The sequence below is a fragment of the Mangrovivirga cuniculi genome (assembly GCF_005166025.1).
Lineage (GTDB): Bacteria > Bacteroidota > Bacteroidia > Cytophagales > Cyclobacteriaceae > Mangrovivirga > Mangrovivirga cuniculi.
Genome location: NZ_CP028923.1, coordinates 2,628,518 through 2,651,756 on the forward strand (window position 1 = coordinate 2,628,518; position 23,239 = coordinate 2,651,756).

Consider the following 23,239-nt stretch of genomic DNA (forward strand, 5'->3'; position numbering starts at 1 on the left):
ATTATGGAAGAGAATAGAATTGAAGAAAACGGACCAGTATCAGACTCAGGTGAAATTGAAAATAACAACGAGGAAAAGTATATACAACTAAGTGATAAAGTTCAATTACTAAAAAATGAAATAGGCAAGCTTGTTGTTGGACAAGAAGAGTTGGTAGAATTATATGTAATAGCACTATTTAGTGGTGGTCATTTATTACTGGAAGGTTTTCCTGGTATCGCTAAAACTATGAGTGCCAAACTTCTATCTAAAGCGATTGATGCAGAGTTTAGCAGGATACAATTTACGCCGGACCTAATGCCTTCTGATGTTTTAGGTACCTCAATATTTAATATGGGTAAATCAGAATTTGAATTTAAAAAAGGTCCATTATTTTCTCAGGTGGTACTTATCGACGAAATAAACCGTGCTCCGGCCAAAACACAGGCAGCACTTTTTGAGGTTATGGAGGAACGTCAGATCACCGTAGACGGTATGACATATAAAATGGAATTTCCATTTATGGTGCTCGCTACTCAAAACCCAATCGAGCAGGAAGGAACATATAAGTTACCGGAAGCTCAATTAGATAGGTTCCTTTTTAAAGTTAATATGACCTATCCAAACCTTGAGGACGAGATTTCTATACTAAATAAATTTAAGGATGATTTCAATAAAGAAAGTAAAACAGATATAAATACTATCCTTGAGAAATCTAATATTACAGAATTCCAAAAGTTAGTAGAAGAAGTTCATATAAAAGACCAGCTGGTGAATTACATCGCCTCGATAGTGTTTAATACCAGAAATCATCATGATCTATATCTGGGAGCATCTCCTAGAGCTTCTTTATCAATATTAAAAGCTTCAAAGGCTACAGCTGCACTAAAAGGCAGGAGTTTCGTTATACCAGAAGATATAATGTATGTAGCACCTTTTGTATTAAATCACCGGGTGGTATTAACTCCGGAAAAAGAACTTGAAGGTGTAGATACCAAAGAAGTAATTAAAAATATTGTCGAAGAAATAGAGGTGCCGAGGTAATGTTCCTTAAAAAACTATTTATTAATTCTCCTTTTTACCTGATCCTATTGGGAGTTACAGGGGTATTTTTTCTATCATTCTTTTTTCCTGCTATATACTTTGCAGGATTTGTAATGCTGGGAATACTACTTGTTGTTTCCTGCGTAGATATATTATTGCTTTTTAACTGGTATAAAGATCAATATTTTTCAGCGAGAAGGTCACATGCCAAAGTGCTTTCTCTGGGAAACAATAATAAAGTCAGAATACACCTTTCAAAGACGGTTGACAAAAAATTAAATGGATATTTTATTGATGAGATACCAGTTAAATGTCAGGAAAGAAACCTTAGGTTTAGTTACGATTTTGGAGGTCTGGATCATTTGACTAAGACATATAGTTTACATATTGTCGAAAGAGGGAAATATAAATTCGGTGATTTAAGACTATTTGTAAACAGTCCGCTAAAGCTATTTACAAAGAGAATTACTATACCACTTTCTGAAACTGTTCCCGCCTACCCTTCTATAATCGATCTTAAAAAATATAATCTACATTCAATTCAATCCCTCCAGATGTTTGAAGGGATAAAAAGAATAAGGCGAATTGGTCAAAGTACTGAATTTGAGCAAATTAAAGATTACGTTCAGGGAGATGAGATTAAAAAGATCAATTGGAAAGCAACCGGAAGAACGGGAAAGCTGAAGGTAAATCATTATGAAGAGGAAAAATCTCAGCAGATCTATTCAATTATCGATCGTTCGAGAGCCATGTATATGCCATTTAATAAGATGTCGTTAACCGACTATGCTGTGAACGCTTCTTTAATTCTTTCTAATGCTGCTATTCAAAAAAATGACAAGGCAGGATTGATTACTTTTTCAGCTCATCAGGGAGCTATGATTAAAGCTGACAAAAATCCTATTCAGCTTCGAAGAATTAATGAGGTGCTTTATTCTTTAGATCAGGATACTACTGAAGCAGATTTTGAATTATTATATCAGAATATAAGAAGAGTTATAAAGCATCGAAGTATGTTAATGCTATACACTAATTTCGAAAGTAAGTATACTATAGAAAGGGTGTTGCCAGTGCTTCGGAAATTATCAAAATTACATTTATTGATAGTGGTTATTTTTGAGAATGAAGAGACAACCAAATATGCTACGGAAGATGCTCAAAACTTGAGAGAGATTTATTATAAGGTCGTTGCTGGTGAATTGGCCATGGAAAAAAAGCTTATGATAAAGGAACTTCAGCATCTTGGAATTCAAACCATTTACACCCGTCCACAAGACCTGAGCATCAATACTTTAAATAAGTACCTGGAGTTGAAAGCCAAGGGGCTGATATAAAACAATTGAAAATAAAGGCTGCCTTTAAATAGCATATAATGTTCCTGTTTCTTATTTTCGGGACAATTTTTTTGAGAAAAAAACTTAAAACCTAAACTAATGCAAGAATTAAATTCTTATTTAGAATCGATTAACAGCTATGTTGGAGAGGCCGATTGGTTTTTATTTTTACTACTTGGTACTGGCTTGTTTTTCACAGTATATTTAGGATTTCCTCAGATACGGTATTTCAGGCATGCCATAAATGTTGTTCTTGGAAAGTATGATAAAAAAGGAGAAGCTGGAGATGCGTCACACTTTCAGGCATTAACAACTGCCCTTTCCGGAACTGTAGGTACAGGTAATATTGGTGGTGTAGCCCTTGCATTACATATCGGTGGTCCGGCAGCATTATTCTGGATGCTGGTTACCGCGTTTTTTGGTATGACTACTAAATTCGTTGAGGTTACCCTGTCGCATAAATACCGTGAAAAAACGGCAGACGGTACTATGGCCGGTGGTCCTATGTACTACATGAAGCATGCGAATTTCAAATTATTTAATCTGAATTTCAATGGCGTAAGTAAGGTTTTAGCAGTAGTATTTGCTTTAGCAACGATCCTGTCTTCCTTTGGTACAGGTAATATGCCGCAAATAAATAATATTGCAACATCAGTTAAAACCACTTTTGATGTCGATCCTATAATTACCGGCTCTGTTCTTAGCGTATTATTGGCACTAGTAATTATTGGTGGTATTAAAAGGATTGTTAAAGTAACTGAAAAATTAGTGCCTTCAATGGCATTGATCTACTTCCTTGGTGCATTTAGTGTTATATTTTATAACTGGGAAAATGTACTTCCTTCGTTAACTTCAATATTTACAAATGTATTTAGTGGTACTGCCGTAACAGGTGGTTTCCTTGGAGCAGGATTTAAATTTGCATTCAACAATGGTGTTGCTAGAGGCCTTTTTTCAAATGAAGCAGGTCAGGGTAGTGCACCGATTGCTCACGCTGCTGCAAGAACTGAAGAGCCTGTTTCTGAAGGTATGGTTGCTATACTAGAACCATTTATCGATACAATACTGATCTGTACAATTACAGGTCTTGTTTTATTGTCTTCAGGAGCATGGAAAGATAAGTTCCAAAATGACTTTGCAACGACTGATATCGAAGTCATCGCTAAAGTGATGGAAGAGAATCCTGAAAATCAGCGTGCTGTATTCAGGCATCTGGAAGAGCGTGAATTGCTTCCTGATTACAATGGCGACCTTACCATTAAAGATGGGAAGTTCGTCGATGATGTAACTATTATTCACGCAAGATCCTTTGCTGAGAATGTCAGGGTTACTAAAGACGGACAACCCTATAATGGAACGATTCCGGCAGAAGATGGTGATGTTTCTTTACCTGATGGTGTAGTAGTTTCAGGAAAATCTCTTGTTCACTCGGCTCCTTTAACTACTCAGGCATTCAGACTTGGATATCTCGGTGATTGGGGTAAATATATTGTTTCCATTGGAATGTTGTTATTCGCATTTTCTACAGCTATTTCATGGTCATATTATGGTGACCGTGCGACAACTTTCTTATTTGGTAATAAGTATGTTATCATCTATCGAATATTCTATGTAATAGCATTTTTTATAGCTGCTTTTGTGGAAGCCAAAATAATCTGGACAATTGCAGGAATTACAATTGCCTTGATGACATTACCAAACCTTATTGGTATTGTTATGCTACATAAAGAAATGAAGTCAACGGTTGGTGATTACTGGGAAAAATTTAGAAATAGAGATTAGCCTTAATTAAACCTAAACCTATAAAAAGTGGCCCGAAGGCCACTTTTTTATTTTATTCTATTATCAGAGGTTACATTTTTCATATAAAAAGTATAAATATTTAAATAGATTGTTTGAGTAATTGAAGATAAACAAATGATTTTTTAAGGTGAATGAGGTATTTTTATCGATAAAAATTGATTATTGATATTTTTTAGCTTACTTTGCCCTTCCGGTATTATAAAATAATGATAAATAAGCGGTTACATATTGAATTTAAGATGTCCAATGCCAAAATACTCATTTTGGCTGTGGCTATGCTATTCGTATGTGATTTATCAATATATGCACAACAATATGCTTATATACCTGCCGCTAACGTCACAAGATCTAATTCTGATGAAATAAATCAGGCCAGAGCCGATTTACAATCTCTTTTATATCATAGAGAGAAATATGATCTTGAATTTCAGATGAAAGAAATTAAAAGGATTAAGAATCTAGGATTGAAAGATGACGTTGTAATCAACCTGGTAAAAACTCTTGAAGAATTAATTGAAAAAGAGAGAGTTTTCTTACCTGAAGAAAATACAAAAGCTGATAATTTTGTATTCATTAAAAATTTCAACAAGGAATTTTCTTTAGTTATAGATAATATCGCAAGAGCAGAAGATTATGATGAAGCTAATGAAATAATTTCAGAAGCTCTTGATTATTTTTCAAGCGATAAAGTGACTGTATTAGTTGATTTTGCCTCTGCTGGTGAAGATCCTGTTTACGAAAGACCGCAAACTATTTACGAATTTCTTGAATATTGTAAATTTGTTAAGCAAACAAATTTTACAGTTTCCAATCTTAAGCTTGAAGAAAATAACAAAATAGATAGACTAATTCTTCGTAAAATTTACGATTAATCTTTCTTCTGTTTTTTTTCGTTCGAATATTTATTCTTATTTATCCTGTTTTTTTGTAGGTTTGATTTTAGAAGTTTTTAGATTTAAAGTAAAAACTTTTTTAACGAAGGTCGTTATTTTTTATATGTCCGAAATGTTTATTTCAGATATTTGAGACGCGAAAATTATGTAAGTCGAATGAAAAAGTTATATTTTTCAATTTTTATCGCCATCGTGCCATTTTTTGTAGCGCAAGCACAAGTCGGAAATGATTTTGCTGATAAGGAAGTATTAGTAGCCTCAACAAAGCAGGTTAACCAATTTTTCCGGAGGTTTAATCTCGAAGAGGATTGGCAGGGCAATCGGTTAAGGAAAGATGATCCATTATATCGAAATAATGAGTTGCGGAAAAAAACCATCGCTCAGTTATTTGATATGAGTAATAATGGGATCAGTAATGATATCAAAAGACAATTCATTGAAGATGTTACAAGTCCAACTTCATCAAATTATCTTACTTTCTGGGAAGGAGAATGGTTTGCTGAAGCTCACTGTAAGTTCATGTACAATGGAAAAGTAGAAGACGCCATTTTGTATATGAAACTTGAAGAGGAAAATAAGGGTATCAAATGGGTGATCAGCGATATATATTTTGAACCATTTTTTGAGATTTTTGATAAAGACCCGAATATTCGTAAAAAATATTTACATCCGATGAGTCACGAATTGGATTTTATGAATCTTAAGAAAAACCTTAAAGAAAGAGAAGAACAAGATCTTGCTGATAATTCTTATAAACCTCATTATCTGACAGTTTTCTTTTATGAGTTGAAAAAAGGAAATCTTAAATTTTTATATACTACACAAACCTTTTATCATTTCTTCCAGGTGGATAACTGGTATTTTAAATTAGAAGAATTTAATCGCAGTACATATAACAGTGGTTGGTTAATAGCTGATTTGTTGAAGATTTCACAGTCAGAAAAGAACCTTTTACTAAAGAATATCTATCATGACTAATAGAAATTCAATATTCATTTTTCTTTTTTCAATTGCTTTGGCGTTTTCTTCTGCGAATCTAAACGCCCAAAGTAATTTATCTGTAAAAGAACAAAATGAGAACAAGCAACGTGTCGAAGGGCTTGTTTCATTTTTGGAGTATTTATTTAATACTTTAGGTGGAGACCGGGCGACAGTTAAAGAAAAGCAGATTATTACAGAACAGAGTTATCTGAAAGTCTTTAAGAATTCAGAGGTTCAAATTGAAGATGATTTGGATGAACAAAGAAGCTCTGCAATTAATAAAGATGTCCAGGATTATTTAAAGGACATTGATTTCTTTTTTCAAAAGGTAAATTTTGAATTACAAATAAAAAATATTTCCCACATTAATTCCAAAAAAGGAATTCATACTTATAAGGTTACCCTGGTCCGAAGGATGAATGGTACCAATGTTAAGGGGAGAAAGTAAGTTCTGATAAAATCAGATATATTGAGGTCAATTTAAATGAAAATAAGGATGACCTTAAGGTAGTTAGTATGTATTCTACTGATATTTCTGAATCAGAGATTAACCAGTGGTGGTCTAAAATACCTGATGAATGGAAAATCGTATTTCTTGATGAGGTTGGTAGTGATGCAAAACTAGACTACAGCCTCCTAAAAAGAATAGCTAATATCGATAAAATTGATATTTCAAATAATAAGAATATTCAATCTCTTAAGCCTCTTGAAACGCTTATAAACCTAAAAGAAATAAATCTGGCGCATACCCAGATTACTTCTCTTAAAGGTATTCAGGATTTAAAATTTTTGGAAGTGGTTGATATTTCAGATACGGATGTGGCTGATATTGATGAATTAACAGGGATGGAAAACCTGAGGTTGATGTTCGTTCAAAATTCTTTGGTGTCTGATTTATCTCCTCTAGAAGCTTCAAAAGACCTTCAAAAGATATATTGTGATAATACTCCTATCAGTCCTCAGGAAGCAACCAGGTTTAATAAGGTTGTCCCTAATTGCAAGGTGATATTTGACAGAGTAAACCTTGCAGATTGGTGGGGAAATCTTTCTATTGAATGGAAAAAAATGCTTTCCAGAATCATTGGTAAAACAAAGATGGAGAGAAATGACCTGTTAAAGATTCAAAATCTCCAGGCTATAAATGTTTCTGATGATAAGTCTATTACTTCGCTGGATCCGATCAGGGATTTTGAAGACCTCAAAGAGATCAAAGCATCAAATACAGGTATAGTTAATATCCAGGCTCTATCAGGAATGGAAAACCTTGAGGTAGTCGACATTAGCTATACTCAGGTAAGCGACCTCTCTCCTATTGCAGGTCTGGATAATATTTCAAAATTGAATTTTGAAAAAACCAGAGTTAACTCATTAGATGTAGTCAAGGGCTTTGATAAGCTTACTTATCTAAATTGTGAGGAAACTGATATTCCTGAATCTGAAATTGAAAAATTTATTTCTAACAATCCAAAAATCCAGGTGATTTATAAGGCTATACCTTTTACTATCTGGTGGATTAACCTTTCTCAGGAATGGCAATCTGCATTCAAAGATGCTTTAAAAATGAATGCTAATGATGTTCTAACGGTTGAGCAACTTCATGACCTTGTATTTAAGAAAGAATTAGATTTATCAAATAAACCTCAGCTTGGATCTTTGGAACCACTAAGGATATTTAAAGATCTTAGAAAATTAAACATTAAAAATAGCAGAATTCCTTCTCTGAATCCATTAAAGGAGATTACAAGTCTGGAATGGATCGACGCAAGTCAAAACCCTATTTCTTCTATTGAAGAATTAGAGCCACTGAAAAATCTGAAATATTTCAATATAGAATTCACCCAGGTTGATGATGTGTCTGTAGTGTCTTACTGGCAGGAACTTAAAGAATTAAAGATATCTGCTACATACGTGAGATCTTTAAAGCCAGTTGGAAGAATTGTATATCTTGAAAAAGTAGAGTTCTACAATACTGATATTAAAGATATCGGTCCGGTATTAGGACTTAACTACCTTAAGAAGCTTGTTTGTTACAACACAAAGATTTCTAAAAAAGATATCGAGACATTTAAAAACCTCAATGAAGGATGTGAAGTAGTTTATTACTAAAAAGATTTCTTTTTTAAAAATATTAAACCGGGTTATTCAATCCGGTTTTTTTATTGATAAATCTGTTCTTTTGTGTAACCCTGATATCGAATAACTGGTTAAACGTTAAGTTGATGAAATTTTGTAATTTTACATTTCAAAATTAAATATTATTGTGAAAAAACGAGTTGTCGTAGGTCTTTCCGGAGGTGTTGATTCAAGCGTAACTGCCTTAAAATTAGTTGAAGAGGGTTATGAAGTAATAGGTATGTTCATGAAAAACTGGCATGACGAATCTGTTACGATCAGTGATGAATGCCCTGGGTGGAAGATTCAAATGATGCTTTAATTGTAGCTCAAAAGCTTGGTATACCTTTTCAAACAATAGACTTAAGTAAGGAATACAAAAACAGGATCGTCGACTATATGTTCGGTGAATATGAAGCAGGAAGAACTCCAAACCCTGATGTATTATGCAACCGTGAAATAAAGTTTGATATCTTCCTTAAAGCTGCTCTGAAATTAGGAGCAGATTATGTTGCTACCGGACATTACTGTCGTAAGGAAGAATTTACAGAAGATGGTGTAGTCAAATACAGGCTGTTAGCTGGTAAGGATAATAATAAAGATCAAAGTTATTTCCTGTGTCAATTAACACAGGAGCAGCTAAAGTATGCTTTATTTCCTATTGGTGATATGGAGAAACCTGAGGTGAGAAAGGTTGCCTCTGAGAATGATCTTGTAACAGCTGATAAGAAAGATTCTCAGGGGCTGTGTTTTGTTGGTAAGATCAGGCTTCCTGATTTCTTACAACAAAAATTAAAACCTAAAGAAGGGAATATTGTAGAAATACCTCATGATCATAAAAAATATCAAGAATATAGCTCTAGGGTTGAGGAATTAAACGGGGCGCCCTCTGAGGAGATGCTCAAGTCAATTTCAACACCTTTTGCATATAAAGAAAATGATGGTCAGAAAGTCGGTGAACATCGAGGTGCTCACTATTTTACTATAGGACAACGTAAAGGAATGAATGTTGGAGGTACGCCTGAACCACTGTTTGTAATTGGAACTGATGTTGATTCAAATACTATTTATACCGGACAAAGTTCTTCGCACCCTGGATTGCACAGGAAGGGCTTGTTCATAGAAGAAGATGATATTCATTGGGTAAGGCCTGATCTTGCGTTGGAGAGTGGTCAAAGCATGGAATACTCAGTGAGAATCAGATATCGTCAACCATTACAGAAGGGGAATTATTTAAAACAGATTCTGGCTTGTATATAATTTTTGATGAAATGCAGAAAGGAATAACTCCCGGTCAATTTGCAGCATGGTATTCTGATGATGAATTAATTGGATCAGGAGTGATTAATTAACGTTCATCGAATAAATCATCAAGTCAATCGATTTTAAAGTATCAAATGGGTGACTATTTATCCTGTAACAGGGATATATAGAAAAAGGGACAATGAGAATTTTCAATTTTTTCCGGGATAAAAAGAACAGAGAGGCTGTCGAAAGCTTTATAAAAGGATTATTATCTGTGGGCAAGATCGATTCTCATCTATCTTATACCGAATTAAAATATGTATATCAGGTAGCAGATAAATACTCGTTTTCTAAAGACAGAGTAAGAGAATTAATCAGGGAGAGAAGAAGCGAAAGATTTGAATATTCAGAAAAACATAAATTTCAGCATCTTAAAGGTATCGTAGCCATGATTTCTATCGATGGAAAGATTTCTATAAAAGAATTGTCATATTGTAAAAATCTGGCCTTGAAAATGGGATACGATTCAACGGTTGTTGATGAATTACTTGAAGAATTTAAAAAGAAAGATTCAGAATTAGTTTTGATCTAAAAATCAAGATGTTATAATTGTTCCTAAAATAGAGGAATTGATCGTGTGTAACCCCTGATATCGAATGACTTCAGGGGTTATTTTTGTCAGATCCTTTAAGTAATCAATTATTTTTATAGCATTTTCTTCATTTATATACTCATCCTGATCTCCATATACAAAATGAACCTTAGTATTGATTTTTAGTTCTAAAGGAAACTTGATATCATGGGCTGGATTTCCGGCATAAAAAATGAGATGGTCAGGTTTTAAGTTTAATTCTGATACCACTCTGGAAGCAGTTGCTACACCCTGAGAAAAGCCAAAGACTATCAGTTCTTTTTGTTCTAAATCAATATTACCCAGCTCTTTTTAAGTATTTGATTTATATAATTAAGCTGATTTTTTCTACCAAATTCCCGATATTCTTTAGTTAGCCAGGAGGCTCCGACTTTTCTATATCCATTATCTAGGTAAAATAATGATAACCCTTGTGGTATAATCAAACAATCTGACTTTTCATATTGTTGAAACTTCTTAGAGAAATATTCTATATTCTGGCCATAACCATGGAAAATGATCCATATACGTTTTGCTTTTTCAGGATTGACTCCTTTTAATAAGTAAGGAGCTTCAAATGAAAATTGACGGAAGAGAAATTAGTACCCAAGATTACCTTTTTTAAACTTATGATCGATTGAACTTAAATCCATGATGATTAGTCGTCATAGATATTTTTATCTTGATCTTTATATTCAATCAATATCGGAGCTGGTTTAAACCTTTTATCAAATTTGTCTTCAAGGGTATTTAAAAGGTTTACAATATTATCAATTCCTTTTTTGTGAGTATACATAAATGGCCCTCCTGTGAATGCAGGAAATCCTAATCCGAAAATTGCTCCTACATCACCAGATTCAGCATCTTTCAAAATGTTATCCTGCAAGCAATAAAAAGACTCATTGACCATCATCATGATCAATCTGTCAGCTACCTCACTATCAGCTTTTTTATCAAAATTGTGATCATCGCCAAATAGATTAACTAAATCTGGATTTACCGTTTTCTTTTTATCCTCATACACATAAAATCCTTTACCTGATTTTTTGCCGAGCCAGCCTTTGTCTTCCATTAATCCCATTACAGAATGAGATTTAGCTCCTCTTTCCTTAAACATTTTACCTAATGCACCCCTGTTGATGTGAGCACCCACGTCGATTCCTATTTCATCGATCAGGGTGATAGGGCCTACAGGAAAACCTCTTTTTTTCATCACCCGGTCAATACTTTTTGGTTCATAACCTTCCGACAATGCCACCATTGCTTCATTTAACATTGGAGCTAGAATTCTAGTCGTGTAAAAGCCGGGCCATCACTTACATCTATACATACTTTTCCCTGTTTTAGTCCGATATCGTATGCTTTTGCCAGAGCTACGTTGTTCGTTTTTTCAGTTTTGACAATTTCCAGTAATGGCATTTTTTCGACTGGTGAGAAATAATGCATACCAATAACTCGCTCCGGATTAGTACAAACCTCTGCGATTTCTGTAACGGGTAGTGCAGAAGTATTAGTAGCGATCAATACATCTGAATCGAGATGTTCACTCCATTTTTTAAGTATTTTTTGTTTTAACTCAAGGTCTTCGAAGACCGCTTCAATAAGAGCGTCAGATTTTACTGGTTCACCCGATTCAACTAACTGCAAATCGTTTAGTAATTTTTGATAATCAGATCTGCTTATTTGTTTTCTTTTAACTTTCTTTTCAAGATATTCAGAGGTGTTTTTCTTTGCTTTTTTAAGAGCATCATCACTCAAATCCAAAAGAGTAACTTTATATCCATTGTCTATGGAGACAGTAGAAATACCATTGCCCATCAAACCTGCTCCTAACACTGATAAATGCTCTGGCGCTTCCGAAAGATCTTCTGAATAAGGATTCTTTTTATAACTATTCATCAGGAAGAATAACCTGATTAGCTGACGTGCTTCCGGAGAATGAAGTAATTTAGTAAAGCCTTCAATTTCTCTCTTAATAGCCTCATCTCTTGATTTACCCGGATGGTGTTCAAGACATTTAAGGATTTCGAGTGGTGCAGGATAATTACCTTTTGTTTTAGCCATTACATTGTCTTTGGCTTTGCTGATCACAAAACTTTTAAATGGACCAAATAACAATGCTTTATCTTTGACAGATAGTCCTTTGGACTTATTTGTGGTATGTTTACCCGAAGCGATATCCTTTACAAGTTGAATACCTGCTTTTAATCTGAAACTTTCATCCACAAAAACATCTGCGAGGCCCAACTTTTTTGCTTTGCTCGCATACATGTTTTTTCCAGTAAGTATATAATCCAGTGCATTAGGTAAACCAATTCGCTTATAAAGCCTGACAGTTCCACCTAATCCAGGAAGTAAACCTAGTTTAACTTCAGGTAATCCCAGTTTTGTTTTCGATGAGTCTGTAATAACTAATCCATGGCAGGCCAGGGCTAATTCTGTCCCCCACCCATACAGGCACCATGAATAATCGCTACAAATGGCTTTTTACTATCTTCTATACGATTGAATAAAGAATGTCCTGTCTTACCGACTTCTCTTGTTTCTCTTTCTGACATCTCGAGGAACTTTTTAATATCAGCTCCTGCAAGGAAGTCCTTCTTTTCACTATAAAAAACAGCACCTTCAACTGAATCGTCATTTTCAATCGTATCCAGTAATTCAACCATCGAGTCGAGATCATCCATTGAGATGGTATTGTGATCACTACCCTCTTTGTTCAACTTTATGATACCGACATTATTTTCTATTTGTAGCTTAAACATAATCAGACCCTTTCGATTAACATTGCATGACCATGCCCTCCTGCTGCACATGCAGCTATGATAGCATATTTTTTATTTTCTACGTGCAGACGATGAACGGCTGTATTTAATATTCTGGAACCTGTGGCTCCAAATGGATGACCAATACTTAGTGAGCCTCCCCACAGGTTTAATTTTTCCATTGGAATTTCTCCGAAAGCACCATCCAGACCAAGATTATTTTTTCCGAATTTCTTACTCTTCAGCAGTTTGAGGTTATATAATATTTGTGCCGCAAACGCTTCGTGAATTTCAAATACATCGATGTCTTCAAGAGACAATTTACATTTTTTCAATAACTTCGGAATGCTGTAAGCCGGACCTAATAAAAGCTCCTCACCCGGATTTCTCGCAGTAAAAACGTGATCTATAATTTTAGCTTTGGGTTTGAGATCATATTTTTTTAACCCTTCCTCTGAAGCGAGTACGCTTACCGCTGCTCCATCTGTTAAAAAAGAAGAATTACCTGCAGTCAATGTGCCGTATTTCTTTTCAAAAGCAGGATTTAATTTTTGTAATTTTTCTTTTGTTGTTCCCTTTCTAACACCATTATCAAAAGTTATTTCATCAGAGGCGCCAGGATAAAATACACCGGTAACTTCTTCTTTTAAATAGCCCTCATCCCAGGCTTTAGCCGCTAATTGTTGTGAACGGGCTGCATATTCATCTTGATCCTCTCTCGAGATTTCGTATTTTGCTGCCGATCTCTCACAATCCATTCCCATAACAGTTCCGGTGGTGAACTCCGCAATGTCCGGGATCTCCGGTTTGAAATCACCTGGTCTTAGCTTAAGAAGAAATTTCGCATAATCACCACTTGATTTAAAGGATCTTGCCTGGAATAGTTTCTGCCTCATCTCCCTTGGGAATTGAATTGGAATATCAGAAACACTATCAGTACCACCTGCTAAAGTTAGGTCTGCACGGTTTAACCGAATGACATCTGCCATACTGGCTATTGCAGCATTAGCACTTATACAAGCTTGTGAAACCGTATGGCAAGGAGAAAAAGAGGTGACCCCCCGGTCAATGCGGCCTCTCTGGCAACATTAGAAGTCTGAGTCTGATGTATAACGGTTCCCAAACACACCTGTTCAATTTCTTTCTCCTCAATGTTATTCTTTTGCATTACAGCCTGAATAGCATTAGCTCCCAATTGATAGGACATCAAATTACGGTAGCCCGTTCCTGCTTTTTGAAAGGGAGTTCGAATGCCATCGACAAAATAAACCTCTTTTATATCCATTGTTTGTTTTTTTCTTGTATTCAAATCTATGATTTATTTGACAAATAAGAAACTTCCTTATATATTGAACAAACGTTCAACACCAATTAAATGGGAAGAAAAAGTATATCTGAAGATAGGAAAAAAGAAATACTTGAAGCTTATAAAATCGTAATAAGAAGAGAAGGTATAGAAGGAGCCTCTATTGGCAAGCTAGCTAAACAAATGGAAATACCACCCTCTTTGATAATGCATTATTACAATACCAAGAATGCATTGATTGTTGCTGTAGCTCAGGATATTATTGAAGAAACCTATTCCAGAATCATTGATAATATAGAAAACCTCCCGGCTGATAATACAAAAGAAAGGCTGGTGAATTTTTTATTTGGCGTAGAATGTCAGAAAAGTTTTGACTTATACTGTTATCGATTAGTCAACTACTTAGCCCATTCTTCAGAGGAAATTTCTTTATTTCTGAGAGAAAAATTTGATAATGTAGTTAATCGTATAGCTGATTATATTAAATCTGAAATCCATTCAATTAATAGTTATCCAATAGAAATAAATGAAATGAGCTCGTCACTATTAAGCTCATCACTTGGATTTATGGAAGTAGAGATTTTAAGAAATGATCAATCTGCATTTTTTAAAAATAGCCGCGTTATCAGAGAATATTGGTTGAAGGCATTGAGTGACTAAAAACTGTATATTTAGAGAATTTATTACCTTTTGAAGCAATTCCGGGTAGTTCTTCGTAAACTTCAAAAATGAATGATATGATGTTCGTGAAGGATAGTGAAGAAGCGAGGTTAAAGCAGTTAGAGGAACTACAGATAATCGGAACGCCTGAAGAAGAGCAGTATAATCGAATAGTCGAACTTGCCTCCAGAATTTGTGATGTACCAATTTCTTTAATTTCCCTAATTGATAAGGATAAACAATGGTTTAAAGCTAAAAAGGGAGTTGAAATATCTTCAACCTATCGTGAATTGTCATTCTGTGCTCATTCAATTGAGAAAAGAGAAAAGCTAATAGTTGAAGATGCTATTTCCGACATTAGATTCAAGGAAAACCCATTAGTTACTGCTGATCCAAATATTAGATTTTATGCTGGCATACCATTGATCAATCCAAAAGGATATGTACTGGGTAATCTATGTGTAATTGATAGAAAACCAAGAACATTAAGTGAAGATCAATTGTTTGCTTTAGAGGTTTTATCTGAACAAGTGCTGTTGCTTTTTGATAACCGTTTAAAGCAGATAGAACTTGATGCGAAAATCAATTTATTAAACGAAAAAAACTCACAATTAACTGAATTAAATAAATTAGGTAATCAATTTCTTTCAGTAATTTCCCATGACCTGAAGAGTCCGATTTCCACTACTCAATCCCTGGTATATTTATTGAAAATAATGCTATTTCTGGTAAGGATCTGGAGAAGTATCTAGACCAGATGGATGTAATTATTGATGGGACCAATCATTTGATTGAGAATCTTGTTTCATGGGGTTACCGACAGCTTGATGGACGAACATCAGAAATCTCATCTGTTAAACCCTCTGATTTAATTGATTCTACAGCAGATATATATAAGATTAGTCTTGATGATAAAGGGTTGATTTTAGAAAATAAGATTTCTAACTCTTTGGAATTAAATACAGATAAGGATATTTTATTATTTGTATTCAGGAACTTGATTCACAATGCAATTAAGTTTTCATTTGAAGGTAGAATTGTAATAGAACACCAGGAAACAGAGGAGGAACATATTTTTTCAGTCACAGATTCCGGGACAGGAATTTCTCCAAAAGTGTTAAAGAACATTAATACTAATGAGATTTTAAATTCGGTGAAAGGAACAAAAGGCGAAAAAGGGTCTGGTTTAGGTATATTTTTATGTAGAAAATTTCTCAACATTTTAAATGGAAATATAATATACGAGTCCGTTGAGAGTTATGGGACTAAGGTAAAGATGGTGCTGAAAAAATAATAAGTATTTTTTTATCTCAAAATTTCTCTTAAAACAACTCTTTACCTATTTTAGTGACTCAATTTTTACTAGCTATGGAAATGAAACGATTAACACTAGTCGCAGCAATATTCTTATTGCTGAGTTATTCACATGTATTTGGACAGGGAAGTATAAAGACCGCTCCCAAAATAGGCAGAGTCAGTTTTGGATCGGATTAAAAGGTGGAGCCAATCTGACAAAGGCCAGTCCAGGAACACAATATTCAATTTTTAACAGGCTTCTTGGAGAAACAGATCAATCAGCGCTTAAAAATTATGATGATTACGGGAATTTAAATGGTCATTTTGGAGTTGTTTTTACCTATGATAGTCCTTTTGGTCTCGCAATAAGTTTTCAACCAACTGTTCAAAATTATACGTTTTCATATGGTTATGAATTTGATTGGGTAGATGATACCAATACTGGTAATTCGATGACATTGAACTATCAACATGACCATTTTTTCAGATATATGGAATTACCCCTTTTCCTCCGATACCAGTTTCCTCTTGGATCAAGCAATGTTAAAGGATCAACAGGTGGTGTAGGTGGTAAAAGAGAATTTATACCATATGTTCAGGGAGGTTTTTACTATAGCCGTCTGATAGATGCATTCAAAACTATTACTACTTCAGGTACTGATAATGTTATTGGTAATCAGGGGAATATTCAAACCTCAGAGGAATCTTTTGGTGTTAAAAATCAGATCATGGATGGAAGCATTGGCTGGATAGCAGGAATTGGTGCTGCTTATGATATCGGAAATATCAGGGTTTCAGCTGAAATAAATTATAAGAGTGGGATCAATAATATTGCTTCTTCACAAAACAGGTATTCTAACGGTAATACAGCAACAGGTTATTATGATGTTTTCGATGATTTCACACTTCAGCATATCGAATTTAACCTCAACTTATTATTCCCATTGAAGTTTATCACAAACGATTCTTTCAACGCTCTATAATTTTTTTGTCATGTATTTATATTCAAAAAATATATATATTCTATTAATAACCCTGCTGATTTTCTCCTGTGATCTTAAGGATGATGAATTGGCACCCGAAGAAAGCTTTGTCAAAGTTTATGATGTAAATAATTTTAATCTGGACCTTGAACCAATTGATATAATTCAAACAACAGATAGTGGTTATGTGATTCTTGCTCAGGATAAAGATGGTATACCCAATATCCTGGAAGCGAATAATCAGGGTGAGATACAAGCAATACGTTCTACAGCTTCTTCGGGTACTGGAAGTCAATACTACAAGCCAGTTGGAGAGTTAATGAATATTGATGGTTCAGTTTATTTTATTGCTATGAATATCAATCTTGAAGCAGTATTGTTTGAGATTGAGCCAGGAAGGATCGGAACCAGAGTTTATTCTCAGGTATATCAACCTTTAGCAGCCTCTCAAGGACCAGGGAATGAAATACTAATTGCAGGTTATAGTTCTGCACAAGGTGATGAAATCGTTACTGAACAGAGTACTTTTTACGTGATGACACCTAATTCTTCTGCTCCAAGGTATTCATATAGCATGAGAACTGAAGATTCTTTCACTGATGATCTGATCAATGCTTATTTCAATGGTGAAGCTGACTTTCCTTTCTTTACTGGATACATCGGAAACGAATCTTCTGCAACTAATTATTTTGTTAATACTTTTTATAATTTTAATCTGTCAACTGTTTTTCTAAACCCTACCAATGATCCAGATAATCAGGTTAGCGGGAGTGTAATTGGTGATAATTATGCTGGCGGTTTAAAATCAATGTTATCGCTCGGAGGAAATAATTTTGCAACTGCTTATCAGCATACGAATGATTATTACTTTAATCCACTAAATAATATTCCTGTTAATCAACATACCTCAAGTCTCGATTCCGGAGAGATTAGATTTTCTGAAATAGATAACCTTTCAGATATTATTATTAAAAGATTAAACATTGGGGAGCAGGATATTATTGTTTATGCAGCTCAAAATAGAAGGAAGCAGATTTTATTATATAGCTACGATCCTATCACCGGAGAGTTTATCGGAAAAATGACACTAGGTAACAATAGTCCTTATGAAGCGATCGATTTCGAGATAACCAACGATGATGGAATGGTCATACTTGCAAAAACGTATGTGGCAGAAGCCAGATTTGGTAGAGTCGCACTTTTTAAGCTAAATAATGACCAGTTATCTAATTTGATAAGATAAGAACAAGATGATTTAAAATAGAAAAGGGAGCTGAGTAGCTCCCTTTTTTTATTTCTTGATTATTTTTTGAGTAAGTTTTTTGTCTCCCTGAGAAAGTACAGCCATATAAATTCCAGGCGTAAGTGCTGTCAGATCATGATCGATTTTGTACTTACCAGAGTTTAATTTTCTGTCAACAACTTTCATAACCTCTCTCCCATTAATATCATAAATCGAGATTTGTGTAGAGGCAGTCTCATTGATATAGATATCGAACGTAGCAATTGATTTTACAGGATTTGGATAAGTTTTAAATTTAAACCTGTTGCTCAGGAAATTATTATCACCGGCACTGAGAGCTTCACTTCCAATTATTCCACTAATTTTTAAAAGATTTGAATCCAGTGAAGGGAGAATTTGATTTCGGACTGTATTTGTATCGGTACCAAACCAATCTTCAAGTACGGAAACGTAAACCTGCCTATAGTCGACAGTCGGTGTTATATTACCTCTGCCCTCTCCTTTAATAAATGATTGCTTTATGTTAGGATTCTTTCCATGATTGTAAAGTTCATGTTCACCTACGGCACCATTTATTCCGGTTTGATTTTCAGTATTTTCCTGATTATAGACACCACCATTCACTTTATTTCCACAAATGAACATTGGAGCAGCTTTTCCGTGGTCAGTACCATAACTGTAGTTAGAAATAGCTCTTCGACCAAATTCAGAAAATGTCATACTAATCACTTTATCACCTAAACTTTGTTTGTTTAGATCTTCGTGAAAAGCTCTCATGGCAGATGAAACGTGATATAATAATGATGAATGGAACCCTACTGTTGGATCATAAGATTCAACTTGGTCCGCATGAGTATCGAAACCTCCCAGTTTAGCAAGGTAGACCCTTGTTTTACACCCACCTGAAATAAGTCTGGCGATCATTTTTAATTGACCTGCTAATGAATTTTTCATCACCGCCCCGGGAGCATTCATGTGGTATCTTTCAGGATAAGTCACTTCTGATGAATTAGTTCCAGCCTGATAATATTGAGCGAGTAAAGCAGCATAAGAATTGCTTTGACTTTCAATATCCATAATATACTTCAGCTTTTCTCTGTATCTGGCACTTGTGACCAGGGATGGATCAGAACAAGTAGTTGGGTCTACTCCTACAGAACTCACCAGGTTTGCGAATGCCTCAGGATTTCTAATCGCAAGAGCCGTAGGGCCACCTATATCTGCTGAGTGAAAACCAAGAGAAACTGTTGATCCAATTTCTATTCCCAGTGGATCTTTAAATGCTAAAGAATCGAAATTTTCTTCTTCAAATGGATATACTTCATATTGATCATCCAAAAATCTACCAATCCAACCTCCATCATTACCTATTTCATCAGAATTAATACCACTTAGCCAGATATCCTGGCTTCTAAAGTGAGATTGATTAAGTTGTTCGTATCCTACATTTTGAATAATTGCCAAATTACCCCTGTCATACATGTATTTAAAATCTAACAGGTCTGGATGTAACCCGATCTGAGATTTTGTATCAAGTGTGTTATCTAACGGGATAAAAGATCTTGCACCTCTGGATGGAATCGCAAGATTGGGTCTTAGATTATAATAATCATCGTATAAATCTATTGGAATCAAGCTATTGATTCCATCATTTCCTCCATGCAACTGGATCAAAACAAGAATTCTATCTTCGTTATTGTTGGCAGCAGCCCTTAAGAGCTGATTGCTTTCCATTATTTGCATTGGCATTCCATTCATTACGAATGGAGAAGCACTTAATATTCCTAGGTTTCTTAAAAATTTTCTTCTTTGCATAGCTGGCAGATTAATTTAGTTGAAACTCTGGTGTTTGAATCATGGCGGTAATTAGTTTTTCTAACTGTGTTTCAACTGGAAGTGAATCACCTCCTGACTGATAGTTATTCCAATCGTTTTGCCACATAGCTGCATCTAAACCGTCATATAGAATTTCATTAACGAAGAAGTCTATCCTTTCCGTACATACACCCTCAGGAAACAACAGGTCTATTAATTGAGTAACTAATAACTGGCCATCACCCGGGTTGGTAAAACCATTAACTGGATTTTCAATAAAGGATAAAGGATCAAGCCTGAAAGGAGGATCGCCATCATTTCCGTTATTAAATAACACGCTGGTGTAATTATATCTGTTAGCCAGATAATTTGGTGTAATCCATGATTTGTCAAACGTAGGAAACTGATGATGTGCAGGATATCCGGCCACTTCAAATGGTCTGTAAAAAGGTAAGCCCTGGTCACCAATCACCGATAAGACACCGTTTATCATACTGTCATAAAAACCCTGTAAATCGGTGTCATAATCTGGAATGCTAATATTTAAAAGCCTCAAAGAGCCAAGACATAATTCCAGAGGTGATTTTATCAATCCCCCAACAATGTCAGTATCATTAGCAGAATTATTTGAATCCAGAAAATAAGTTGAACCGAGTAATTGTCTCAATGCGGGTTCGATATTATAATTATTGGCTACAAGAGTTTCAGCCATAGGCTCGATAACATCTGTAATTACAGTTCCAGGACCGTAATTTCCATCATCGAAACCGGAAATGTCATGATGTACAAAATATCTGTATAATTCTGCACAGATAAATTGCGCTGTACGTGGTGACCCGTTAACCATTGGTTGATCAAAGATTAGTTCAATCAGATCATCCAGTTCTTTTTCCATCCCCGCAGCAGTGATGCCATTTTCACCAACTAGCTCTGTCGGATCTACGGAAATTACAGCATCATTAAAAACAGAACTAAATTGTTTGTCTGTTAATTCATGCTGATAACAGGTGTCACCACCTTTAACTATACCCCTGGGTAACCCGGTATCCGGATCAATATTTTCGTAGTTGTTGTCAGTTCCGTAGCCAGTTAGAATTTTAGCAGCGGCCTGGATATCAGCCTCAGTATAATATGTATAGCTGTCTTCTGCATCCTGTGGCCCCTTACCTACTGTATATAATTCCAGTAATTCCCTGGCGAAGTTTTCGTTAACAACGCCTTTAACATTTAGTCTTCCATCCAGAAAAAGTAACATTGCATTATCCAGACACATCTTTTTAGATAATTCTTTGAAATCACCTGAAGCGTAAAATCTGAACAATTGATTCTGAAAATATAAGGACCTTTCGTCATTAACCTTCTGTTGTGAGGTAGTCCAGTGCGTGTGCCAAAACCATACAAGTTTTTCCCTGATAGACCGATTTGATTTAAGCATCAGGTTTAATTGCCAGGCATAAAAATATCTTGTTCTTAAAAAACCTTCGCTGTTTAATTCTGTAGCTCCGGTTGTCATCCATTCCTCTCCCGTTAAAGGATCGATTGGTGGTTCGGGAAGTGTTGAATCAAAATTAAATAGAGTGTCGAGAGCCTGAGAAACAGAAAGTCCTGCAAAGTAATTTATATCTTCTTTTGATGGACAAAAAGTCGCCCTGCGCAATAAAAGTTCGGCTCGTCGTAACCCTAAGGTTCCACTAGCTGGTGTTAAAGCCATTTTTAAGTTAATTATCTAATCGTGCAAGTAAACAAAAACGAAAAATAATCATTTTTTTTTGAAATTATCTAACCGATTACGTTCAATTTCTTACTTCAATGAAAAAGAAATAAAAAAAGCCTTCTGACATGTCAGAAGGCTTTTCCTGTAAATTTAAATATCTTAAGGTCTTTTATTTAATTGAAAACCTAATGATAAAGTCAGTGTGCTATTTTTAAAACTGTTATCAGCGTATAAATCTTCAAATTGGAAACCATCATGAATTTCAGTTATACCCCAGTCATATCGGGCAGATAATTGAAATCTACCAATATCTGCCCCGAGACCTGCTACTAAGGCCCATTCAGATGATTTTAGAAAATTATCTAATGATTGCTTATTTCCGGATTCAATTTCTCTTACGCTGTTAGTAAGAAAACTAATTTGTGGTCCTGCTTCAATGTACAAGGGGCCAACAACACCGATCTTAACAAGGACAGGTACAGATAAGTAATCTAATTTGATCTCTTCACTTTGATATTCAGCTCCCTTTGTGTTGTAAAGAACTTCCGTTTGAACTGCCAGACGTGAAGAATTACCAAATCTAAGAAAGGCACCAAGCTGATAACCTGTTCTACTATCAAAATTAGTAGAAGATTCAATAGTGGCGAAATTCATTCCGCCTTTTACGCCTATTCCAATGTCTTGCGCTTTTCCCTGAAAAGATACGACAGTGACTAATAAAAAAATGATTCCGGTTAATATTTTATACTTATTCATACACGATTAATTTTATTAACAGTAACCATGGTTACAAGTTCTATGCCAGAAATAATTATTGAGAAGTAATCAGTATTGAGAACTAACTATGTTAATTCATTCAGATTGACTTTCTTTTTCAGCTTTTAAAAGGTGTCTCATGTCCTTTTCTGGATTTTTTCCTGTCAATTCTCCAAAAAACTGAATTGCTTTTAACCTGTCTTCTTCCCAGCTCCTGGCTTTATAAGGCTCGGATACAACTAATTCTTTATTGCCATAATCAAAACCACACAAAAAGTAATGAATATCTGCTTTTTTAGCGATATGCCAGAATCCTGATTTTATATTTTCAACCTTTGAACGGGTTCCTTCAGGAGTGATAGCAATTAACAGATCATCTTCCTTTTTAAATATATCTGCAATGGTATCAGTCAGTTTAGTATTTCTACTTCTGATTACCGGATAACCTCCCATCCATTTGAAATAACTTCCGAATGGCCACACGAAAAGTGAATCTTTTGCCACAAAGTGAGCATTGAGGTCAAGGATTCTTCTAGCCATTACACCAATGAAAAAATCAGAATTGGATGTGTGAGGTCCTACAACGATCAGACCCTGTTTGACATTCTTATCAAAGCTGCCCTTAACTTTCCATCCCAGGATATTGAAAAATATGAATTTATAGAATCCTTTTAACATT

The 23,239-nt window shown here is 34.9% G+C and carries 20 protein-coding genes and 3 pseudogenes; 14 read left to right on the forward strand and 9 right to left on the reverse strand.

What is annotated here, in order from left to right; translation table 11 throughout:
- Positions 1-3: 3 nt before the first annotated feature.
- The 9 genes and pseudogenes from DCC35_RS11495 (at position 4) to DCC35_RS11535 (ending at position 9,983) form a co-directional block, all read left to right on the forward strand.
- Positions 4-1,023 carry an AAA family ATPase gene (locus DCC35_RS11495; RefSeq protein WP_137090941.1) on the forward strand — a complete coding sequence of 340 codons (1,020 nt, stop codon included), beginning with the start codon at positions 4-6 and terminating at the stop codon, positions 1,021-1,023.
- Positions 1,023-2,357: a DUF58 domain-containing protein gene (locus DCC35_RS11500; RefSeq protein ID WP_137090942.1), complete on the forward strand. Its 1,335-nt coding sequence runs from the start codon at positions 1,023-1,025 to the stop codon at positions 2,355-2,357. Before DCC35_RS11495 ends, DCC35_RS11500 begins: the two co-directional genes overlap by 1 nt.
- 99 nt (positions 2,358-2,456) lie before the next feature.
- Positions 2,457-4,139 (forward strand): alanine/glycine:cation symporter family protein, encoded by a 1,683-nt coding sequence (locus DCC35_RS11505; RefSeq protein WP_137090943.1) that lies wholly within the window; start codon positions 2,457-2,459, stop codon positions 4,137-4,139.
- Positions 4,140-4,366: 227 nt separating this feature from the next.
- Positions 4,367-5,032: a hypothetical protein gene (locus tag DCC35_RS11510; protein WP_137090944.1), complete on the forward strand. Its 666-nt coding sequence runs from the start codon at positions 4,367-4,369 to the stop codon at positions 5,030-5,032.
- A gap of 177 nt (positions 5,033-5,209) precedes the next feature.
- On the forward strand, positions 5,210-6,031 hold the full coding sequence (locus DCC35_RS11515; RefSeq protein WP_137090945.1) for a hypothetical protein: 822 nt from the start codon (positions 5,210-5,212) through the stop codon (positions 6,029-6,031).
- Positions 6,024-6,482: a hypothetical protein gene (locus DCC35_RS11520; RefSeq protein ID WP_137090946.1), complete on the forward strand. Its 459-nt coding sequence runs from the start codon at positions 6,024-6,026 to the stop codon at positions 6,480-6,482. Before DCC35_RS11515 ends, DCC35_RS11520 begins: the two co-directional genes overlap by 8 nt.
- Positions 6,483-6,550: 68 nt before the next feature.
- Positions 6,551-8,140 (forward strand): leucine-rich repeat domain-containing protein, encoded by a 1,590-nt coding sequence (locus DCC35_RS11525; protein ID WP_137090947.1) that lies wholly within the window; start codon positions 6,551-6,553, stop codon positions 8,138-8,140.
- Positions 8,141-8,288: 148 nt separating this feature from the next.
- Positions 8,289-9,498, forward strand: a pseudogene (gene mnmA / locus DCC35_RS11530) (tRNA 2-thiouridine(34) synthase MnmA).
- A 92-nt stretch (positions 9,499-9,590) separates the two neighbouring features.
- The gene (locus DCC35_RS11535) at positions 9,591-9,983 is read left to right on the forward strand and encodes a hypothetical protein (RefSeq protein ID WP_137090948.1); all 393 of its coding nucleotides are present in this window, start codon (positions 9,591-9,593) and stop codon (positions 9,981-9,983) included.
- 3 nt (positions 9,984-9,986) lie between these two features.
- On the opposite strand, the gene DCC35_RS11540 is transcribed toward DCC35_RS11535, so the two are convergent.
- From DCC35_RS11540 to DCC35_RS11560, 5 genes and pseudogenes are all read right to left on the reverse strand, one after another.
- The gene (locus DCC35_RS11540; protein WP_137090949.1) at positions 9,987-10,328 is read right to left on the reverse strand and encodes an alpha/beta hydrolase; all 342 of its coding nucleotides are present in this window, start codon (positions 10,326-10,328) and stop codon (positions 9,987-9,989) included.
- A gap of 352 nt (positions 10,329-10,680) precedes the next feature.
- Positions 10,681-11,298 (reverse strand): 3-hydroxyacyl-CoA dehydrogenase family protein, encoded by a 618-nt coding sequence (locus DCC35_RS11545; RefSeq protein ID WP_137090950.1) that lies wholly within the window; start codon positions 11,296-11,298, stop codon positions 10,681-10,683.
- Positions 11,299-11,303: 5 nt separating this feature from the next.
- Positions 11,304-12,086, reverse strand: coding sequence for a 3-hydroxyacyl-CoA dehydrogenase NAD-binding domain-containing protein (locus tag DCC35_RS11550; RefSeq protein ID WP_394347728.1), 783 nt, complete (start codon positions 12,084-12,086; stop codon positions 11,304-11,306).
- 165 nt (positions 12,087-12,251) lie between these two features.
- Positions 12,252-12,838 (reverse strand): annotated as a pseudogene (locus DCC35_RS22075) (enoyl-CoA hydratase-related protein); the annotation flags it as partial.
- Positions 12,790-14,072: pseudogene (locus DCC35_RS11560) on the reverse strand (thiolase family protein). The pseudogenes DCC35_RS22075 and DCC35_RS11560, both read right to left, overlap by 49 nt.
- Positions 14,073-14,162: 90 nt before the next feature.
- On the opposite strand from DCC35_RS11560, the gene DCC35_RS11565 reads away from it, so the two are divergent.
- From DCC35_RS11565 to DCC35_RS11585, 5 genes are all read left to right on the forward strand, one after another.
- Entirely contained in the window at positions 14,163-14,753 is a 591-nt protein-coding gene (locus tag DCC35_RS11565) for a TetR/AcrR family transcriptional regulator (protein ID WP_137090953.1), read from the forward strand.
- 77 nt (positions 14,754-14,830) lie between these two features.
- Entirely contained in the window at positions 14,831-15,505 is a 675-nt protein-coding gene (locus tag DCC35_RS11570) for a GAF domain-containing protein (RefSeq protein WP_175402797.1), read from the forward strand.
- A gap of 5 nt (positions 15,506-15,510) precedes the next feature.
- Entirely contained in the window at positions 15,511-16,047 is a 537-nt protein-coding gene (locus DCC35_RS11575) for a sensor histidine kinase (RefSeq protein ID WP_137090955.1), read from the forward strand.
- Between the two features lie 454 nt (positions 16,048-16,501).
- On the forward strand, positions 16,502-17,032 hold the full coding sequence (locus DCC35_RS11580) for a hypothetical protein (protein ID WP_137090956.1): 531 nt from the start codon (positions 16,502-16,504) through the stop codon (positions 17,030-17,032).
- A 10-nt stretch (positions 17,033-17,042) separates the two neighbouring features.
- Positions 17,043-18,275 (forward strand): hypothetical protein, encoded by a 1,233-nt coding sequence (locus DCC35_RS11585; RefSeq protein ID WP_137090957.1) that lies wholly within the window; start codon positions 17,043-17,045, stop codon positions 18,273-18,275.
- 48 nt (positions 18,276-18,323) lie between these two features.
- Here DCC35_RS11585 and DCC35_RS11590 read toward each other — a convergent pair whose 3' ends face one another.
- From DCC35_RS11590 to DCC35_RS11605, 4 genes are all read right to left on the reverse strand, one after another.
- Positions 18,324-20,090, reverse strand: coding sequence for a DUF1501 domain-containing protein (locus DCC35_RS11590; protein WP_137090958.1), 1,767 nt, complete (start codon positions 20,088-20,090; stop codon positions 18,324-18,326).
- Between the two features lie 10 nt (positions 20,091-20,100).
- On the reverse strand, positions 20,101-21,801 hold the full coding sequence (locus DCC35_RS11595; RefSeq protein ID WP_137090959.1) for a DUF1800 domain-containing protein: 1,701 nt from the start codon (positions 21,799-21,801) through the stop codon (positions 20,101-20,103).
- 162 nt (positions 21,802-21,963) lie between these two features.
- Positions 21,964-22,560 (reverse strand): porin family protein, encoded by a 597-nt coding sequence (locus DCC35_RS11600; RefSeq protein WP_137090960.1) that lies wholly within the window; start codon positions 22,558-22,560, stop codon positions 21,964-21,966.
- Positions 22,561-22,656: 96 nt separating this feature from the next.
- Positions 22,657-23,238, reverse strand: a complete 582-nt coding sequence (locus DCC35_RS11605) for a 1-acyl-sn-glycerol-3-phosphate acyltransferase (RefSeq protein WP_137090961.1) — start codon at positions 23,236-23,238, stop codon at positions 22,657-22,659.
- Position 23,239 lies beyond the last annotated feature (1 nt).

What these genes read in the sequence shown, in the direction of transcription:
- DCC35_RS11495 (WP_137090941.1), top strand. Translation starts at nt 4, where the DNA reads ATGGAAGAGAATAGAATTGAAGAAAACGGACCAGTATCAGACTCAGGT.
- DCC35_RS11500 (WP_137090942.1), top strand. Translation starts at nt 1,023, where the DNA reads ATGTTCCTTAAAAAACTATTTATTAATTCTCCTTTTTACCTGATCCTA.
- DCC35_RS11505 (WP_137090943.1), top strand. Translation starts at nt 2,457, where the DNA reads ATGCAAGAATTAAATTCTTATTTAGAATCGATTAACAGCTATGTTGGA.
- DCC35_RS11510 (WP_137090944.1), top strand. Translation starts at nt 4,367, where the DNA reads ATGATAAATAAGCGGTTACATATTGAATTTAAGATGTCCAATGCCAAA.
- DCC35_RS11515 (WP_137090945.1), top strand. Translation starts at nt 5,210, where the DNA reads ATGAAAAAGTTATATTTTTCAATTTTTATCGCCATCGTGCCATTTTTT.
- DCC35_RS11520 (WP_137090946.1), top strand. Translation starts at nt 6,024, where the DNA reads ATGACTAATAGAAATTCAATATTCATTTTTCTTTTTTCAATTGCTTTG.
- DCC35_RS11525 (WP_137090947.1), top strand. Translation starts at nt 6,551, where the DNA reads ATGTATTCTACTGATATTTCTGAATCAGAGATTAACCAGTGGTGGTCT.
- DCC35_RS11535 (WP_137090948.1), top strand. Translation starts at nt 9,591, where the DNA reads ATGAGAATTTTCAATTTTTTCCGGGATAAAAAGAACAGAGAGGCTGTC.
- DCC35_RS11545 (WP_137090950.1), bottom strand. Translation starts at nt 11,298, where the DNA reads ATGTTAAATGAAGCAATGGTGGCATTGTCGGAAGGTTATGAACCAAAA.
- DCC35_RS11550 (WP_394347728.1), bottom strand. Translation starts at nt 12,086, where the DNA reads ATGGCTAAAACAAAAGGTAATTATCCTGCACCACTCGAAATCCTTAAA.
- DCC35_RS11565 (WP_137090953.1), top strand. Translation starts at nt 14,163, where the DNA reads ATGGGAAGAAAAAGTATATCTGAAGATAGGAAAAAAGAAATACTTGAA.
- DCC35_RS11570 (WP_175402797.1), top strand. Translation starts at nt 14,831, where the DNA reads ATGATGTTCGTGAAGGATAGTGAAGAAGCGAGGTTAAAGCAGTTAGAG.
- DCC35_RS11575 (WP_137090955.1), top strand. Translation starts at nt 15,511, where the DNA reads ATGGATGTAATTATTGATGGGACCAATCATTTGATTGAGAATCTTGTT.
- DCC35_RS11580 (WP_137090956.1), top strand. Translation starts at nt 16,502, where the DNA reads ATGACATTGAACTATCAACATGACCATTTTTTCAGATATATGGAATTA.
- DCC35_RS11585 (WP_137090957.1), top strand. Translation starts at nt 17,043, where the DNA reads ATGTATTTATATTCAAAAAATATATATATTCTATTAATAACCCTGCTG.
- DCC35_RS11590 (WP_137090958.1), bottom strand. Translation starts at nt 20,090, where the DNA reads ATGCAAAGAAGAAAATTTTTAAGAAACCTAGGAATATTAAGTGCTTCT.
- DCC35_RS11595 (WP_137090959.1), bottom strand. Translation starts at nt 21,801, where the DNA reads ATGGCTTTAACACCAGCTAGTGGAACCTTAGGGTTACGACGAGCCGAA.
- DCC35_RS11600 (WP_137090960.1), bottom strand. Translation starts at nt 22,560, where the DNA reads ATGAATAAGTATAAAATATTAACCGGAATCATTTTTTTATTAGTCACT.
- DCC35_RS11605 (WP_137090961.1), bottom strand. Translation starts at nt 23,238, where the DNA reads ATGTTAAAAGGATTCTATAAATTCATATTTTTCAATATCCTGGGATGG.